Source organism: Pseudoalteromonas sp. APC 3694, from assembly GCF_030407565.1.
GTDB classification, from domain to species: Bacteria; Pseudomonadota; Gammaproteobacteria; order Enterobacterales; family Alteromonadaceae; genus Pseudoalteromonas; species Pseudoalteromonas tetraodonis.
The window spans coordinates 1-17495 of sequence record NZ_JASDDE010000032.1 but is presented as its reverse complement, the minus strand read 5'-3'; the positions used below and the strand labels follow the sequence as shown (position 1 = coordinate 17495).

Here is a 17495-nt window from a genome sequence, read left to right as displayed (position 1 = left end):
CCAGATAATAAACCGCTATAACTGATTACCAATACGGTAGTGGCAGGTAGCATAAACGTAGAGAGTAACTATGCTTAATCCTTTTGATATTATAATTTTTGGGGGCGGTGGTGATCTTGCGTTACGCAAATTACTTCCTGCAATGTATCGAGCATATCAAGAAGGTAACTTACCGCAAGGCTCACGTATTTTGCCTACCGTGCGCGAACAAAGTAAATGTGATGAATACATTGATACCGCACACAAAGCATTACAAGAATTTTTGAGCGAGGGCGAGTATAACGCTAAGGATTGGAAATCGTTCTCAGCGTTTTTAGTGCCTGTAGTGAGTAATGTTACCGAAGCGGATGATAACTGGGATGTACTGAAAAAGATTCTTGATGAAGACGACAGCGATAAATCTCGTGTGTTTTACTTATCTCTTCCGCCAGCTGTGTATGGCACTTGTTGTGAAATTCTATCTACTAAAAAATTAATAACAGCCAATTCACGTGTTGTTGTAGAAAAACCAATTGGCTATTGTGGCGAGTCTGCAGAAGTTATTAATGCGAAAATTGCACAGTACTTCGACGAAGATCAAATCTTCCGTATTGACCACTACCTAGGTAAAGAAACCGTTCAAAACTTAATGGCATTGCGTTTTTCAAATTCATTATTTGAAAACATGTGGGATGCTAAATCGATTGATAACATCCAAATTAGCTTATCAGAAACGGTAGGGCTTGAGAGCCGCGCCGGTTTTTATGATAAAGCCGGTGCCTTGCGTGACATGGTGCAAAACCACTTGTTACAGCTACTTTGCTTAGTCGCAATGGAGTCACCGCATAAACTTAAAGCCAATAGTATTCGCAATGAAAAGTTAAAAGTATTAGAAGCATTACGCCCATTAGAGGGCAGCGATGTTGATGACAATATTATTCGTGGGCAATACGTACCGGGTGATTTAAACGGTAAAATAGTCCCAGGTTACTTAGAAGAGCTAAACGAAGGGGCAAGTAAAACTGAAACCTTCGTGGCTATTCGTGCGCACATTGATAATTGGCGTTGGGCAGGTGTGCCTTTTTACCTGCGTACCGGTAAACGTATGGCAAAGCGCTGCGCTGAAATTGTGGTTGAATATAAAAAAGTATCTCATAACGTGTATGAGGACAGCGTAGGTAATATCGAGCCAAACCGTTTGGTGATCCGTTTACAACCACAAGAAAGCATTCAATTAACGCTGATGTCGAAGCGTTTAGATAATTTAGACATGCAACTTGAACCTGTAACGATGAACATTGAGCTGTCGCAAGCATATAGTAATGGCTTTCACTCAGATGCTTACAAACGTTTAATGCTTGATGCTGCAGCGAATAATCCATCATTATTTATTCACCGCGACGAAGTACGCCAAGCATGGAAATGGATTGATCCAATAATTGAACGTTGGCAAGAGAAAGGTAAACCAGCACTGTATAGAGCCGGTAGTTGGGGCCCTGAAGATGCAGATGAATTATTAGCAGAGAATAATCATGTTTGGTTTAACACTGGCGATAAGGCATAAGTGATGGCAACAATAGTAGAAAAGTTTTTTGACGATAAAGCTGCGCTGACTGATGAATTATCTCAGTCGTTAGAGCATGCTTTACGTGATGGTATTGAACGTGATGGCCGTGCAGTATTAATGGTTTCAGGCGGTTCTTCACCTGAGCCGGCTTATAAACATTTATCGACCCTTGATTTAAACTGGGCAAACATTGATGTTGCTATGGTTGATGAGCGCTGGGTTGAGGCAAGTCATGAAAAGAGTAATGAAGCATTCATCAAGCGTACTTTGTTACAAAACCATGGTGCAGCGGCTAATTTTATTAGCATGAAAAATACAGCAGCCACTGCAGAGCAAGGGGTTGATGCCTGTGAAGCGCAGTTTCAAGCATTAAAACGTCCTTTTGATGTGACTATTTTAGGCATGGGCCCAGATGGCCACACCGCGTCATTATTCCCACATGCACAAGGCCTGAAAAACGGCCTAGATTCAAGCCAACTTGTGTGCGCTATCAACGCGATACAAAGTGACGTAACAGGCAGTATTACTGAGCGCATGAGCTTAACGTTAAATGCGATTGCACAATCTAAAGTGGTTAAATTGTTAATTAGTGGCGATGAAAAGCTGGCTGTTTATAAAAAAGCTTTAGCGGGGGGCGATGTGAATGACATGCCGTTACGTGCGGTATTAAATCACCCTGAGATCAACATTGAAGTGTATTGGGCGCCCTAATTTTAATATAAATTAGATGTGCGCTAAACCTCTTTGTATTGATGGTTTAATGAAAGGTCAGTCGCTTTTGCTACTGACCTTTTTTATTGCTGATCTGTTTTACTCTTTGCTGAATTAAACAAAGCCGCGCAGAGATAAAGATGAAATGCTGAGTATTGCCCCCACAATTAGCAGTATAAAATAGGCTTTTACACCGATTGTAAATCCTGAATAAATTTTACTTATAGAAAAAAATCAAATGGTTAAATTTATTAAACACTAACTCACAAGCATGTTTTACGGTTTGAAAATTCCTACTCACCACGTTGTTTTAAACAAAATCAATTTAAAAATGCTTCAAGTACATGCTGGAAATTGATCGACAATTAAATTAGCCGGTTTACATGAAACTAATGAAAGCAAACTTTTATGAAGAATAGACTCTTAGTAGTTTTTGTTTTCTATTTTAGGCAGTATTTCATTTTGAAAAAATGCGTGCAACAACCTCAAGTAAGGTTGTGGCATATCATAAGTAACGTTTTTATATATTTGTCTAAATAATCAACGATAATTTTTTGTTAATTAATATCCTACAAACTGCCACAAAATTTTCACTTCCTTTTTGTTGCCAAAACCTTTAGCCTTAGGGCACTAACAGTAAAAAATCAAATTTATAAAATAACGGAGCAGTAACATGGCGGAGCAACAAGTACAGCCTTTACACAACGAAAAACATGCCAACACTAAAATTAAAAATGGCATCAATATCGAATTTATGAAAACACAACACTTAGTGCCAGTTGTAGCACACGAGTTTGCGCGTATCGCCAATGAGTTTCCAATGTCTTTTGTTAAAAATAACGAAACAGGTACTTTTCAAGCGGTTGCTATGTTTGGCCTAGAGCCTGGCGAAAACTTATTTGTTGATGGTGACAAATGGACAGCAGCATTTGCACCTATGGCAACAACGCGTTACCCATTAGGTTTAGTAAAGCACCCTGAGCAAGATCAATTTGGTATTGTAATTGACGAAGCGAGCTCATTAGTTGGTGAAGAAGAGGGTAATGCATTATTCGAAAACGGTGAAGAAACTGATTACCTTAAGCGTCGTAAAGAAGCGTTAGTATCGTTCATTGAGTTTTCACAAGTCACTGATGCGTTCACTAAATTCCTTGCTGATAAAGAATTACTAGTAGCACAAACGCTAACGGTTGATATTAAAGGCGAGAAAAAAGACATCAACGGTATTTACCTTATCGATGAGAAAAAACTAAATGAGCTAAGCGATGCAGACTTTCTAGAGCTTCGTAAACGCGGTTATTTAGCACCTATCTATTCTTTCTTAACGTCTACTCACCAAGTAGCACGTTTAGCACGTTTAAAAGCGCAACAAGCGTAATTTTTAAACAGAATTTAAAAAGCGCCTCAGGGCGCTTTTTTTATGCCATTAAACTCAGTTCACTTGAAAAACCCCACGTAACCATTCACATTAGTTTTAATCTTAACTAACAAAAGAACGCACAATGAAAAAATCACTATTACTAGGACTGCTTTGCGGTAGTTTAATGAGTGTGAGCTCATCTGCATTGAGTGCGAGCACGCCGTTTGCCATTGCGATTCATGGCGGGGCAGGCACAATCGAAAAAAGTAAATTTACACCTGCTCAAGAGCAAGCTTACCGCGATAAATTAGCTCAAGCTGTTGAGGCTGGGTATAAGGTACTTGAACAAGGCGGAGAAAGCCTTGATGCAGTCACCGCAGCAATTGAAGTGTTAGAGCAATCGCCTTATTTTAACGCCGGACGCGGCGCGGTATACACCTATGATGGTAGCCATGAGTTAGATGCCTCTATTATGGATGGTCGTAACCGCCAAGCTGGAGCAGTTTCGGGCATTAAGCACATAGAAAGTCCAATTAAACTTGCCCGTTTAGTGATGGAAAAATCGGTGCATGTGATGCTAAGTGGCCAAGGTGCAGAAGAGTTTGCTAAAGAGCAAGGCGTTAGCTTAGTAGAGAATAATATATTTGATACAAAGCATCGCTATGAAGCTTTATTAAAAGCAAAGGAAAAACTAGAGGCGAGCAAAAACACCAATAAAGATTATCAAGCAGCGCACAAGGCGTTACCCGCTAATTATAAAATGGGGACTGTGGGTGCGGTGGCACTGGATAAACAAGGTAATTTAGCCTCGGGTACGTCAACTGGCGGAATGACCGCAAAACGTTTTGGCCGTATTGGTGATGCACCAGTTATTGGCGCGGGTACCTTTGCAGAAAACGCCTCGTGTGCGGTATCGGCAACCGGCCATGGCGAATATTTTATTCGTTATAATGTGGCAAGCGATATTTGCGCACGAGTAAAATATCAAGGTAAAACCATTGCTCAAGCTGGAGATGAAGTAATAAATGGGGTGCTTAAACCGATTGGCGGCACAGGCGGTGTTATTATTGTTGATACAAAAGGCAATATTAGCCTGCCGTTTAACACCACAGGCATGTACCGTGCGAGTAAATCGAATACGCAAGCGACTTATGTAGGTATTTTTAGCGACGAATAAGCGTTTTTCTTTAGTGGCTGGAGGTTTATATAATAATCTGCTGATTGTTATGTCCTTTACAGGATTAACCCCAGCCATTTAATTTGCTACAATCGGGGCTCTTTGACTAATTTTTATAAGGTATGCAGGTGGTAAACCTAGGTCAGTTGTTTGGCGAGCTAAAAACGTGCTTAAAAAAAGATCAATTCAGTTTTAAAAAGCGCCTTCATGGCGTAAAAAAAATTACCGACGAGGCAAAACTTACCAGTGCGCTTGAAAAAATTACGGCTGATATCAGTCGCAGTCAATCGCTTCGCGAGCAGCGTTTAGCTGGGCTACCCAACGTTACTTATCCTGAGCAATTACCGGTCAGTCAAAAAAAAGACACCATTAAAGAGGCCATTGCTAATAATCAAGTGGTGATTATTGCTGGTGAAACCGGCTCAGGTAAAACCACACAAATTCCTAAAATGTGTTTAGAGTTAGGACGTGGGGTTGATGGGTATATAGGCCATACTCAACCTAGACGTTTAGCTGCACGTAGCGTTGCCAATCGTATTGCAGAAGAAATGCAATGCGAGCTTGGTCAGCAAGTGGGTTTTAAAATTCGCTTTAGCGATCAGGTTTCTAATAACAGTTATATAAAACTGATGACCGACGGTATTTTATTAGCTGAAATACAACAAGACCGTTTTTTGAATCAATACGACACCATTATTATTGATGAGGCGCATGAGCGCAGTTTAAACATTGATTTTATTTTAGGTTACCTTAAAAATTTACTTCCTAAACGTCCTGACTTAAAAGTTATTATTACCTCAGCGACCATTGATCCAGAACGTTTTTCTAAGCACTTTGATGATGCGCCAATTATTGAAGTATCAGGCCGGACATTCCCTGTGGATGTACGCTATAACCCCATCAGTGATATCCAAAAAGAAGACATGGAAGCCGAAGGCGACCAGTTACAGGGGATTTTTGATGCGGTTGATGAACTTTGCGCTGAAGGCCCCGGTGATATTCTGATCTTTTTAAACGGTGAGCGAGAAATACGCGATACCGCAGATGCGCTAAGTAAGCGCAATTTAAAACACACCGATATATTACCTTTGTATTCAAGGCTATCGAACGCTGAGCAAAATCGTATTTTTGCGCCGCATTCGCGCCGCCACATTATTCTCTCAACCAACGTGGCTGAAACATCGCTAACGGTGCCAGGTATTCGTTATGTTATTGACCCGGGTACGGCGCGTATTAGTCGTTACAGTTACCGTACAAAGGTTCAACGTTTACCCATAGAGCCTATTTCGCAAGCCAGTGCTAATCAGAGAATGGGGCGTTGTGGACGTGTTGAAGCGGGTATTTGTATTCGCTTGTATTCAGAGGACGATTTTTTATCACGTCCTGAATTTACCGATCCTGAAATATTGCGTACTAACTTAGCATCAGTTATTTTGCAAATGTTAGCCCTTGGGCTGGGTGATATGGCGCAATTTCCTTTTGTGCAAGCTCCAGATAGCCGAAATATTAATGATGGTTTAACATTGCTTGAAGAGTTAGAAGCGGTAAAAGCGGCTAAGCGTCATCAAAAAACCAGTTTAACGCAATCTGGTCGAGAGCTGAGTCGTTTGCCGGTTGATCCGCGTTTAGCAAAAATGGTGCTGACTGCGCATAAGCTGGGTGCATTGCGTGAGGTGATTATTATTGTTGCTGCGCTCTCAATTCAAGACCCACGAGAACGACCACAGGAAAAACGCCAGGCAGCGAATGAAAAACACGGTCGCTTTGACGATCCAGACTCTGACTTTATCGCCTTTTTAAACTTGTGGAATTACCTCGAAGAGCAGCAAAGTGAGCTGACCAATAGCCAGTTTAGAAAGCTATGTCAAAAAGACTTTTTAGCGTATATGCGTATTCGTGAATGGCAAGACATCGTGTATCAAATCAGCACTGTGTGCAATGAAATGAAAATGAAAGCCACCACTAATGTTGCAGACAGCGAGCTTATTCACAAAGCACTGTTAAGTGGCATGCTCAGTCATATCGGTTTTAAAGACGAAAAGCAGCTGTATAAAGGCGCACGTAATAGCCAATTTCATATTTTTCCAGGATCAGGCTTGTTTAAAAAGAGCCCCAAGTGGATGATGTCGGCTGAATTGGTAGAAACCAGTAAACTCTATGCCCGTATTAATGCCAAAATAGATGTGAACTGGGTAGAACCGTTTGCTCAGCATTTAGTAAAACGCAGCTACACAGAGCCTCATTGGGAGAAAAAGCCCGGTGCAGTGATTGCCTTTGAGCAACAAACTTTGTATGGCTTATTAATTGTTAATAAACGCCGCTGTGTGTACAGCAATATTGACCCTAAAGTAAGCCGAGAGTTATTTATTCGCACAGCGCTGGTTGAACAAGAGCTGGGACTCAATGAAGCATTTTTAGCGTATAACCGCGAATTAATTGAAGATATTCAAGTGCTCGAGAACAAGTCTCGTAGGCGCGATATTTTAGTTGATGAGCAAACCTTGTTTGAGTTTTACGAGAAGAAAATACCCAGCGATATTAACAATCGTGCTGCGTTTATTAAGTGGTATAAAACACAAAAACAGCAAGACAAACGCTATCTGCACATGACGCGTGAAGAGCTCATGCAGCATGGTGCAAGTAGCATTACCGAATTTGACTATCCAGATACATGGCAACAAGATAACTTAATGTTGCCGCTTACTTATCATTTTGATCCAGGCCAAGCAGTTGATGGTGTTGCCGTGCAGATACCGGTTGCGCTATTAAACCAAGTTCAAGAAAGTGGTTTTGATTGGCATATACCGGCATTTCGTCATGAGCTAATTTGTGGGTTAATTAAGTCATTACCTAAGTCATTGCGTCGTAACTTTGTTCCTGCGCCCAATTATGCTGATGCGGTGTTAGCGGCTATAGAGCCATTACAAGGCTCGTTAATCGACTCGCTAAGCAATCGATTACTACGTATGACCGGCGTCCGTGTAGACCCTGAGGCGTGGGATTTAACTGCGCTTGCTCCGCATTTAAGGCTACAATTTGAAGTGCGCGATGAACACGACAAGCTACTGGCACGTGGACTCGATTTAGCTAAACTTAAAGCGCAGCTACAAGGCAAGGTCACCGATACCTTATCTAAAGTCGCTGACAAAGGCATAGAAAAAACCGATTTAACGCAGTGGGATTTTGGAGAGTTACCAACATCCTATGTGAAAAAGCAAGGTCAATACGAAATTAAAGCGTACCCTGCGCTGGTGGATAAAAAATCAACGGCGGCAGTGGAGTTATTCGATAACGAAATTAAAGCGCAATTAGCGCACCAGCAAGGTTTACGTCGTTTAGTACTGTTAAACGTGCCATCACCTATTAAATACCTGCAGCAAAATCTACCAAACAAAGCTAAATTAGGGTTGTACTTTAATCCTTTTGGTAAAATTGCCGATTTAATAGATGACTGCATTGCATCGGGTGTTGATAGCCTATTAGTTAAATATGGTGATATTCGTACAAGTGATGCATTTGAAACGGTTAAAGAGCATATTCGCGGCGAATTAGGCGACACCGTAGTAGCAATTGCAACCCAAGTAGAGCAAGTACTGAGTATTGCTCATGCGCTGCATAAAAAAATGAAAGGGCGAGTAGATTTAACCATGATCACTGCCCATGGCGATATTAAATCTCAGTTAGAATCGCTTATTTTTAAAGGTTTTGTGAGCCAGCATGGGGCGGATAAGCTCGGCGACTTAATTCGTTACTTAAAAGCGATTCAAAAACGACTAGAAAAGCTACCCGTTGACCCAAATCGTGATAGATTATGTGTGCTAGAGCTTGAAAAAGTGGCGCAAGAATATAAAAAACTGACGAATAAAACCCTTAAAGGAATGCCATTGCCTGATGATGTTGAGGCTATTTTTTGGATGCAGCAAGAATTACGCGTATCCTTATTTGCGCAAACCTTAGGTACACCTTATCCAATTTCAGCAAAACGTGTGTTAAATGCGATAAAAGAAATTGAATAATCCCTTTATTCGCTATTAAGCTAGGGTCTGTTGACCTTTTTGGATTAAAATTCGTTCAAACTAAGGGCGGTTTAATCGCGGCGCGAGGTTTGTAACCTAGTGGGCTAAGTAAAAACCACACCACATAGGCTCTGCCTTGCCTAAATACCAAACAGGCTACTGCAAATTCAACCTTGAACGGTCAACAGACCCTAAGGGACTAACTTGAGAAGGAAATGACATTGCTATGTCCTCATTACTAAAACACCAAGCGCGACAATTGTTAGTGGTTGATGATGAGTATTTCAATTTTGAAATACTCAAAGCAGGGTTAGCATCAACATTTGATTTAAGCTATGCTGATTCTGGTAAAAGTTGTTTAGCATCTGCCATTGCTAATCCGCCTGATATTATTTTGCTTGATGTATGTATGCCGGGGCTTGATGGTTATGATACCTGTCGCATACTTAAACATACGCCAGAGACAAAACACATTCCGGTGGTGATGATATCAGGACTTGAGTCAGAGCTTGAGCAACAAGCAGGCTTTGACTCAGGGTGTGATGCTTACGTTGTAAAACCTTTTTCTATCGCCGTACTACGAGAAAAAATTAATAATATTGTGTAAAGGGAATTATGTTTACTGAAGATAAGCGAAACTACAGACGTATGCAGGTTAACACACCCGCTAAGTTAACCTCGATTGAGCCCGTCGCAGGACTAAGTTACACAGGCACCTGCCTTGACTTAAGTGCAACAGGGCTCTCCTTGCAGCTCGATGATTTATTAGAGCTTAACTCAATTTTATCGGTTGATATTGCATCAACCCATCCAAGCATTGCACCGTTAAAAGCCACTGCAAAGGTGATACGTGCCAGCACAGAAGAGGATGGCACGATAACCGCAGGGCTAGAAATTATTGAGTTTAACTAAAATTAGTGTTTAGTAAACCTTACAAATAAGGCCTTTAAGATAAAAGCCTTCAGGGTAGCTGCCCGCAATAGGGTGGTCAGCTGCTTGATTTAAGCGCTCCATGATCAGTAAATCTTTACCTGCATCAAGTGCTGCATCTGCAACCACTTTTTGAAACAAATTTTGTTCCATTAAACCAGAGCATGAGAAAGTAAGCAGTGTGCCGCCTGGTTTTAATATTTGCATCGCAATCATATTAATATCTTTGTAACCCCGACACGCCCCAGTTAACTGCGCTTTATTATCAGCAAATTTAGGCGGATCCATCACAATCGTATCAAACATCACGCCGTCTTCACGGTATTGGCGCAATAACTTAAATACATCTTGTTTTACAAAGTCGACTTTATTTAAATCAAGGTTGTTATGTTCAACATTGCGCTTTGCTGTATCCAGAGCTGGTTGTGAAACATCGACATTGGTTACATGCTTACAGCCACCACGCAGGGCATAAAGAGAAAACGTCCCCGTATAACTAAAGCAATTTAATACGGTTTTATCTTTTGAAAAACGCTCCAGCGCAGCACGGCTATCACGTTGATCTAAATAAAAGCCGGTTTTATGGCCTTCAAGAATATCAACTTCAATTTTTAAACCATTTTCTTCAATGATCACTGGCGCTGTGGGTTCATTACCCCAAAGCACTCCTTTAATTGGCTCCAAGCCTTCTTTAGTGCGCACATCTACATCTGAGCGCTCATAAATATTAGAGCCTGGGAAAATAGCCATTAATGCACCAACAATTTCACCTTTGTGGCGCTCAGCACCGGCACTGAGTAACTGACAAACCAAGGTGTTATCAAATTTATCTATGGTAACACCCGGTAAATAATCGGATTCAGCGGCGCAAAGCCTAAAACCGGTCAGTCCACCTTCTTCAATCGCATGACTGCGAGCTTCTAAAGCACGACGTAGGCGACGCTCGAAAAAATGTTGATCTATGACTTCTTTTTCATCAAAGCTCCAAACACGCGCGCGAATTTGTGAATGAGGGCTGTAAGCCGCGGTGGCTAAAAACTTACCTTCACTGTCGTGTATGGTTACCGTGTCACCTAATCCAGGTTTACCTTTAATTTTTTTGATGGCTTTAGAAAATAACCAAGGGTGTTTTCTTTTTAATGATTTATCGCGACCAGCTTGCAGGTAAACGGCAGATGACATAGGGCTTCTCTGTAGTAATAAATAAGCGCTGTATTTTAGTCAAGCCACGCGCAACATACAATGAATGTTTTGCAAGGGCCTTATAAATCGCGTTAAAGTAGGGGATATTACCTCGTTTAAATAGATTTTTGGAAGCTCGGTGAACAATTTAGCCCTTAGCCCTTCATTAAAGCAACTTGATCAGCAATGCAGAGAATTTATAACAGCGCTTATCCATGCTGATGTAGCCCATGATATCACTCATATTGAACGCGTTGTCCGTGTCGCAGTTAAATTATGCACTGCTGAAAAAGCCAATATGAATGTTGTTTTACCTGCTGCGTGGTTACATGATTGTGTGGCCGTAGCAAAAAACCATCCCGATAGGGCAAAAGCTTCAACGATGGCTGCCGATAAAGCGATTAGTTTTTTAGCGTCTATTGGCTATGATGACGCGCTATTTGATGATATTCACCACGCCATAGCCGCGCATAGTTTTAGCGCCAATATTGCTATTAAAACCGTTGAAGCACAGATTGTACAAGATGCTGACAGAATGGATGCCTTAGGGGCTATTGGTGTTAGTCGTTGTATGAAAGTGGGGGGCTCAATAAGCCGACTTTTGTACAATCCTAATGATCCATTTTGTTTAGAGCGTGAACCTGATGATAAACAGTACACCTTAGATCATTTTTTTATAAAGTTGCTGCATATTGCAAAAAGTATGAATACACCTTCAGCTAAAGCTGAAGCACTTAGAAGAACAGATTATATGTATGACTTTTTAGAGCAGTTAAAATCTGAAATTGGAGGGTAAGACAGTGAGGTCAAAATTGAGCGGTATTGATCATTGTCATTTAAATGTTCAAAGCCTCACCCAAGCCGTTGATTGGTATGAAAATGTGCTTGGTTTTACCGTATTAGAGGAATTAGCATTTTGGAATGAAGAAGGCAAAGGCCCTTTAACGCTTGAAGATGAAAACGCATCGACACGTTTAGCTTTATTTGAGGCGCCAGGGCGAAGTAAAGGAATCGCTTTTGCTGCAACCGGTGAGCAATTTATAGCGTGGTTAGCACATTTTGAGCAGCTTGAAATTAAAACGATACTGGCTGATCATGGCGTGACTTTTTCTATGTATTTTAAAGATAACAGTGGCAATAGCCATGAGATCACTTCCCATGACTATCGCATTATAAAACAGCATTTTCCGGCTGTAGCGTTAGGCTCTCACAATGCCAAAAGAGGCTAAATTAATTGCGCTCTTGATGAGCCTTTTTTATCGCTAAAATAGTGTCTATTTTGCTAATAAAAAGATCAACCAGCTGAGGGTCAAAGTGTTTTCCTGCTTGTTGTTGCATATGCTCTAGTGTTTGCTCAATGCTCCACGGCTCTTTATAAGGACGTTTTGATGTAAGTGCATCAAATACATCAGCAATCGCTACAATCCGCCCCTCAATGGAGATTTCCTCGCCTTTCAATCCATTAGGATAACCTGTGCCATCCCATTTTTCATGATGTTCAATAGCCAATACATGGGCAAGTTGCAGTAAGGGGGAAGGTGAGTTGGCCAATATTTTAGCCCCTATAGCGGCATGCTCTTTCATGTGTGCAAATTCGTCGGGGGTTAATTTGCCAGGTTTTAACAGTATCGAATCAGGAATACCTATTTTTCCGACATCGTGCATTGGCGCAGCTTGGCGTAATAATTCTGCGTGTTGTACGTTCATTCCCAACGCTAAAGCAAGTACTTTGCTGTATTGGCTCATTCGTGCAATATGCTCACCCGTATCGGTATCTTTATACTCTGCCGCGCGACCCAATCGCTCAACTAAATCTACATGTGCTTGTTTTAGTTGCTCGGCTTGTACTAAAGAAAGATGAGTTTTTACCCTTGCCTTTACAATCGCAGGGCTAATAGGTTTGGTTATATAGTCAACCGCACCTAGCGAAAACCCTTCCGATTCATCTTGTTCTTGCGTGAGTGCGGTGACAAAAATGACCGGAATGTGTGCGGTTTTAGGATTAGCTTTTAAAATTTTGCACACTTCAAAGCCATTCATATCTGGCATCATTACATCAAGTAAAATGAGTTTTGGCGGATCGTTTTCTATTAATTGCAGTGCCACAACCCCCGATTTAGCAAACGATAAACGGTAGTTACTCGCTAAGAGCTCGCGCATTACTTTTAAATTTGCAGGTTCATCATCGACGATTAATATTCGCGCCTGACTTATCGATTGATCCATCGGTATCCTCAGAAGAGCTAGTTATTGAGTGTTGTTAATAATGCGTTGAGCTGTGTTTGTGCATTATCAAATTCAAAGTCATTAAACTGCTCATAAATATTTAAAATAGCAACTTTGTGTTGTTCGGGTGTTATTCTTACAATATAACTTAATAACGTATCATCCAACTCTGCTCGTTTAGCTTGGCTGAGTAAAAGCGTTAATTGGTGAATAAATTCAGCATCTGACACGGTTTCTTTTTGTAATTCATTCTCTTTAAAAGCAATGTGTAAGTGTGATAATTCATCTGCTAGCTGCTGCCACTCTTGCTGACATTTTAATATGTACTGAGTATAACTTGCTATATCACGTTGTTTTTCAGCTTGCGTAATTAAGTAAGATAAATTATTGAGCGCTAAATTACCGGCAAGACCTTTTAAATTATGCAAAATATGAGCATGATGTTTATCGTTTAGCTTAATGGCCGCCAAGGTTTGCATACTATTTTGATGCTGAGCTAAAAAGAGTACAACCTCTTTGAGATGTTTCTCTTTGCTGCCCCACATTTTTTCACCTTTATTAAAATCTATACGAAGTTTTGAATCTATTGGATCGTTAGTTACTAACTGGCTGATAGTAAGCCCAAGCACCCGCGCTATTTCTTGGTTGAGTTGGTTTATGTCAACGGGTTTCGTTGTAAAACCATTCATACCCGCTTGTTTGGCTGTTAGCTTATCTTGCTGCAGCACACTGGCTGTTAAGGCAATTATTGGCGTGTGCTTTAGTTGTTTTTGCTGCTCTAAAGAGCGAATTGATGCTGTGGCACTGATCCCATCACATTTAGGCATATGAATATCCATTAAGATAATATCAAAGCGATGCTGATTAAACATGTCAATGGCCTCAAAACCATTATTTGCTTTACTTACCTGATGGCCTGCTTGGGAAAGCATAATAGTGAGTAGTTCGATATTTTGTTCAATATCATCCACCACTAAGATTTTTAATGGGGGTAAGCTAAATGCATTTTTACTAATGGCTTGCACCTGACTTTTTTCGCCTGGCTCAAGCCCAACAGTAAAGGAAAAGCAGCTACCTTGACCAAGGGTACTTTGTGCGTATATTTTGCCACCCATTAATTCAACCAGCTGCTTACTAATTGTTGTGCCAAGCCCTGTGCCACCAAATCGGCGTGTTGTGGTGGCATCTGCTTGCTCGAAGGGTTTAAAAATAGCCTCAAGGCGACCTTTTTCGATACCTATACCGCTGTCTTGTACTTCAAATAAAATGGGTTGATTGGGTTTATGAGTAACCGAAACAGTAACATGGCCTTGCTCAGTAAACTTTATCGCATTGCCGATTAAATTGGTTAGCACTTGGCGTAAACGCGTATCATCACCAAAATAAAATGGATTTACATTGTCAGCTATTTTTAAAATGAGCTGTAAGTCTTTGCGTTTTGCATCAAGCCAAAATGTCGACACAATATTATCAAGCAATTCTTGCAAGTTAAAATGTACTTTTTGAATTTCGAGTTTACCTTTCTCTAGCTTTGCTGAGTCAAGGATATCGTTGAGTAAATGCAATAAAGAACGCGCAGCGTTATTAACGGTAATAATTTGTTTTTGTTGTTCTTTATTAAGCGGACTATCCATTAAAATATCACTAAAGCCAATAATTGCATTCATGGGGGTACGTATCTCATGGCTCATATTTGCCATAAAAGACTGTTTAGCTTGCGCGGCTGCTTCAGCCTCGTATTTGGCTTGCTTTAAGCTTTGCTCATATTCACGGCGCTTAGTTATATCAACTAAAACGCCATCAATCCAGCGTGTATCATTTTTAGAGTTAGTGATAATGCTTGCTTGATCGAGTACCCAAATAATATTGCCGTTGCGATGGCGAATGCGGTACTCAATTGAGTATTGACTGGTCGATGCAACTGCTTGATCAATGGCTAAAGAAATCGCTGCTTCATCTTCTTTAACAATAAGCTCGGCAAAGGTAATACGCTGCTCAGTAAATTCTTCAGCGCGATAACCCGTTAGTTCATAGACGCTAGGGCTGATAAACAACATACTCCAGTGTTCATCTAACAAGCAGCGAAATACCACACCGGGCATATTGTTCATCAAGGTACGGTATTGTCGCTCTTTTTCAATTAAGCTTTGTTGTAACGCTCTTTGTTCAGTTAAATCGGTAATAAAGCCCACAAACAATGTTTCAGTTTGTAATTGCTTTACTTCACCAATCCCCAAGCGAATTGGAAATTGATAACCATTTTTATGTTTTGCCCACACATCGCGATTAACACCAATAACACGTTTTACCTCATGGTTTGTTGTATTTTTTAAAAAAGCATCGTGTTGATTCGCAATATCATCAGCCATTAATATTTTTACATTCTGGCCAATGACCTCATTATCTTGCCAGCCAAAAATTGTTTCTGCGGCTTTATTAAAGCTCAAAATAGTGCCTTTAATATTGATAGTAACGATGCCGTCAATGGCAGTTGATAAAATAGCATCAAGGCGAGACTCTTCAGCTGATTTTTTCCCCAACAGCATTCTGTAACGGATCATGCCATTGATGATCACAACCACCGCTGTTAATAAAAGTGTGGCGAACGACACACTAATAGCAATAAAGGTTAGATGTGATTGATTTGTTTGCTCGTTAATTATCGGGCTTGTTGTAATAAATCGCGTAGCGGCCATGCCCATAAAATGCATACCAGCCACGGCAAGGCCAAGAATAAGGGCACAAATAATACGATTATGCACAGGCGTTAATTTTTTAAAGTGTGCTGGTAAATGAAAACGTGCATAAAGACTTATAAAAGACAGCAGCACTGCAACAACAATTGAAGCGCCAAACCATATTGGATCATAACGAAGTAAAGGACTTAATTGCATCGCGGCCATACCGCTGTAATGCATGGTACCAACACCCGCGCCAAATAAAAGAGAGCTTAGAATTAAATTGATAATACGAGGGTGAGAGCTATATGTTTTCAAACAAGAAAAAGCAATGGTACATGCCAGTAAAGCCGGTATAAACGATACAAAAGTGAGTGTGGGGTCGTATTCAATTGTAGTGCACAAAGAAAATGCGAGCATTGCAATAAAGTGCATGCTCCAGATCCCTCCGGCAAGGACTAAGGCTGCGGTTATATTGGCTAACTTTCGATAAGATTTAAAATGTGTATTATTTGCTAAATCGAGAACGTGCAAAGAAAAATAAGCTGCAAAAATTGCGGTGAGTATAGATAGTGTCACTAAACTTGGGTCGTATACACCATTAATAATTAGGCTTGGATCTGGTTCGTTTATAAAAAAATTAGCTAACATCAATCATTCACATAATATCTCTTAAAATCAGTCTAATATAAAATACAATAATAATCACAAGGTATTGAGTTATAAATAACAAAAGTAACGTAAGTGTTTTAAGCTCTAAACCATACTATTTATTGAGTAGCACTAAATGCATTGTTATTAAAATGGCATTTAGTGGGGATTATTTATAGATTAGCCGTTATGGTACAAGGTAAAATAAAACCCAGTGGTTAATTATAAATAGGCAGCATTCATTGTTGGATTACACTTTAAAGCGTAGTAAGCGAAGAAAAACAGTGGCTATCAAAGTCGCACAACGTGAGCTTACGGTATATGCGCCCCATTTTGTAACGAAAACACAAATTAATGAATGGCTGTTAAGTAAACAGGACTGGATTGATGCTCAGTTACATAAGCAACAAATTCAAGCCGATACACGACAGTTTCCACTCAAAACCCAGAGTATTAAATTATTTAATGAAGCTGTTAATGTGCAATTTGAAAACGCAGCACGCACTCAATGGCAGCAGCACAATGAAAGCCAAACGCTGTTACTGAGTATTTCTTCACGTGTAAAGCATCAAACGCAAATGTATCAAAGTTTGCTAGAGCAGTTTTTGCATGAGAAATTAGAAAGTTATATTGAAATGCGAGTTAACGATTATTGTCAGCTGATGGGTGAAAAGCTACCGAGTAATATTCGTATTCAATTGTATAAACGTCGCTGGGGTAGTTGTAATCGCAGGCGTGAACTAACCTTCAACTTACACTTGGCAAGTGCACCGACATGGGTCATTGACTACGTGATTGTTCATGAATTAGCACATTTAAAATATTTAAATCACAGCGCTCAATTTTGGCAACGTGTGGGATTATTTTATTCAGATTATAAACAAGCAAGCAACTGGTTAAACAATCATGGTATGAGTTTACAGTGGGTATTTGAATAAAAAGAAATAATAATGTAGAGAAGAGAAGTGGTGGAGGGAGCTGGATTCGAACCAGCGAAGGCTGAGCCGTCAGATTTACA

13 protein-coding genes are annotated in these 17495 nt (G+C 40.3%); 10 read left to right on the top strand and 3 right to left on the bottom strand.

Features of this window, described 5'->3' with window-relative positions:
* Positions 1-70: 70 nt before the first annotated feature.
* The 7 genes from zwf to QMA00_RS11860 all read left to right on the top strand — a co-directional run bounded on the left by zwf (position 71) and on the right by QMA00_RS11860 (position 9722).
* Positions 71-1543 carry a glucose-6-phosphate dehydrogenase gene (zwf, locus tag QMA00_RS11890; protein ID WP_013465247.1) on the top strand — a complete coding sequence of 491 codons (1473 nt, stop codon included), beginning with the start codon at positions 71-73 and terminating at the stop codon, positions 1541-1543.
* A gap of 3 nt (positions 1544-1546) precedes the next feature.
* Entirely contained in the window at positions 1547-2257 is a 711-nt protein-coding gene (gene pgl / locus QMA00_RS11885) for a 6-phosphogluconolactonase (protein WP_076922508.1), read from the top strand.
* 673 nt (positions 2258-2930) lie between these two features.
* Positions 2931-3635: a SapC family protein gene (locus QMA00_RS11880; protein ID WP_013465241.1), complete on the top strand. Its 705-nt coding sequence runs from the start codon at positions 2931-2933 to the stop codon at positions 3633-3635.
* 124 nt (positions 3636-3759) lie between these two features.
* A complete protein-coding gene (locus tag QMA00_RS11875; protein ID WP_290157387.1) occupies positions 3760-4794 on the top strand; it encodes an isoaspartyl peptidase/L-asparaginase in 1035 nt (344 codons plus the stop codon).
* A gap of 128 nt (positions 4795-4922) precedes the next feature.
* The gene (gene hrpA, locus QMA00_RS11870) at positions 4923-8810 is read left to right on the top strand and encodes an ATP-dependent RNA helicase HrpA (RefSeq protein ID WP_290157385.1); all 3888 of its coding nucleotides are present in this window, start codon (positions 4923-4925) and stop codon (positions 8808-8810) included.
* Positions 8811-9036: 226 nt separating this feature from the next.
* Positions 9037-9417, top strand: a complete 381-nt coding sequence (locus QMA00_RS11865) for a response regulator (protein ID WP_013465238.1) — start codon at positions 9037-9039, stop codon at positions 9415-9417.
* A gap of 8 nt (positions 9418-9425) precedes the next feature.
* Positions 9426-9722 carry a PilZ domain-containing protein gene (locus QMA00_RS11860; protein WP_013465237.1) on the top strand — a complete coding sequence of 99 codons (297 nt, stop codon included), beginning with the start codon at positions 9426-9428 and terminating at the stop codon, positions 9720-9722.
* 9 nt (positions 9723-9731) lie between these two features.
* On the opposite strand, the gene QMA00_RS11855 is transcribed toward QMA00_RS11860, so the two are convergent.
* Positions 9732-10922 (bottom strand): class I SAM-dependent methyltransferase, encoded by a 1191-nt coding sequence (locus QMA00_RS11855; RefSeq protein WP_013465236.1) that lies wholly within the window; start codon positions 10920-10922, stop codon positions 9732-9734.
* Between the two features lie 139 nt (positions 10923-11061).
* Between QMA00_RS11855 and QMA00_RS11850 the strand changes: the two genes are divergently transcribed.
* Complete coding sequence (locus tag QMA00_RS11850; RefSeq protein WP_138563088.1) at positions 11062-11718, top strand: HD domain-containing protein; 657 nt, start codon at positions 11062-11064, stop codon at positions 11716-11718.
* A gap of 4 nt (positions 11719-11722) precedes the next feature.
* On the top strand, positions 11723-12151 hold the full coding sequence (locus tag QMA00_RS11845; RefSeq protein WP_290157381.1) for a VOC family protein: 429 nt from the start codon (positions 11723-11725) through the stop codon (positions 12149-12151).
* Between the two features lies 1 nt (position 12152).
* Here the strand turns inward: QMA00_RS11845 and QMA00_RS11840 are convergent, their stop codons facing one another.
* Both QMA00_RS11840 and QMA00_RS11835 read right to left on the bottom strand, forming a co-directional pair.
* On the bottom strand, positions 12153-13148 hold the full coding sequence (locus tag QMA00_RS11840; protein ID WP_076922514.1) for a two-component system response regulator: 996 nt from the start codon (positions 13146-13148) through the stop codon (positions 12153-12155).
* A 17-nt stretch (positions 13149-13165) separates the two neighbouring features.
* Positions 13166-16477: a PAS domain S-box protein gene (locus tag QMA00_RS11835; RefSeq protein ID WP_290157377.1), complete on the bottom strand. Its 3312-nt coding sequence runs from the start codon at positions 16475-16477 to the stop codon at positions 13166-13168.
* Between the two features lie 245 nt (positions 16478-16722).
* Between QMA00_RS11835 and QMA00_RS11830 the strand changes: the two genes are divergently transcribed.
* On the top strand, positions 16723-17415 hold the full coding sequence (locus tag QMA00_RS11830; protein ID WP_013465231.1) for a SprT family zinc-dependent metalloprotease: 693 nt from the start codon (positions 16723-16725) through the stop codon (positions 17413-17415).
* The last annotated feature ends 80 nt before the right edge of the window (positions 17416-17495 follow it).

Coding starts and splice junctions, on each gene's coding strand:
- QMA00_RS11855 (WP_013465236.1), bottom strand. CDS start 10,922: ATGTCATCTGCCGTTTACCTGCAAGCTGGTCGCGATAAATCATTAAAA.
- QMA00_RS11865 (WP_013465238.1), top strand. CDS start 9,037: ATGTCCTCATTACTAAAACACCAAGCGCGACAATTGTTAGTGGTTGAT.
- QMA00_RS11875 (WP_290157387.1), top strand. CDS start 3,760: ATGAAAAAATCACTATTACTAGGACTGCTTTGCGGTAGTTTAATGAGT.
- QMA00_RS11860 (WP_013465237.1), top strand. CDS start 9,426: ATGTTTACTGAAGATAAGCGAAACTACAGACGTATGCAGGTTAACACA.
- pgl (WP_076922508.1), top strand. CDS start 1,547: ATGGCAACAATAGTAGAAAAGTTTTTTGACGATAAAGCTGCGCTGACT.
- QMA00_RS11840 (WP_076922514.1), bottom strand. CDS start 13,148: ATGGATCAATCGATAAGTCAGGCGCGAATATTAATCGTCGATGATGAA.
- zwf (WP_013465247.1), top strand. CDS start 71: ATGCTTAATCCTTTTGATATTATAATTTTTGGGGGCGGTGGTGATCTT.
- QMA00_RS11880 (WP_013465241.1), top strand. CDS start 2,931: ATGGCGGAGCAACAAGTACAGCCTTTACACAACGAAAAACATGCCAAC.
- QMA00_RS11835 (WP_290157377.1), bottom strand. CDS start 16,477: ATGTTAGCTAATTTTTTTATAAACGAACCAGATCCAAGCCTAATTATT.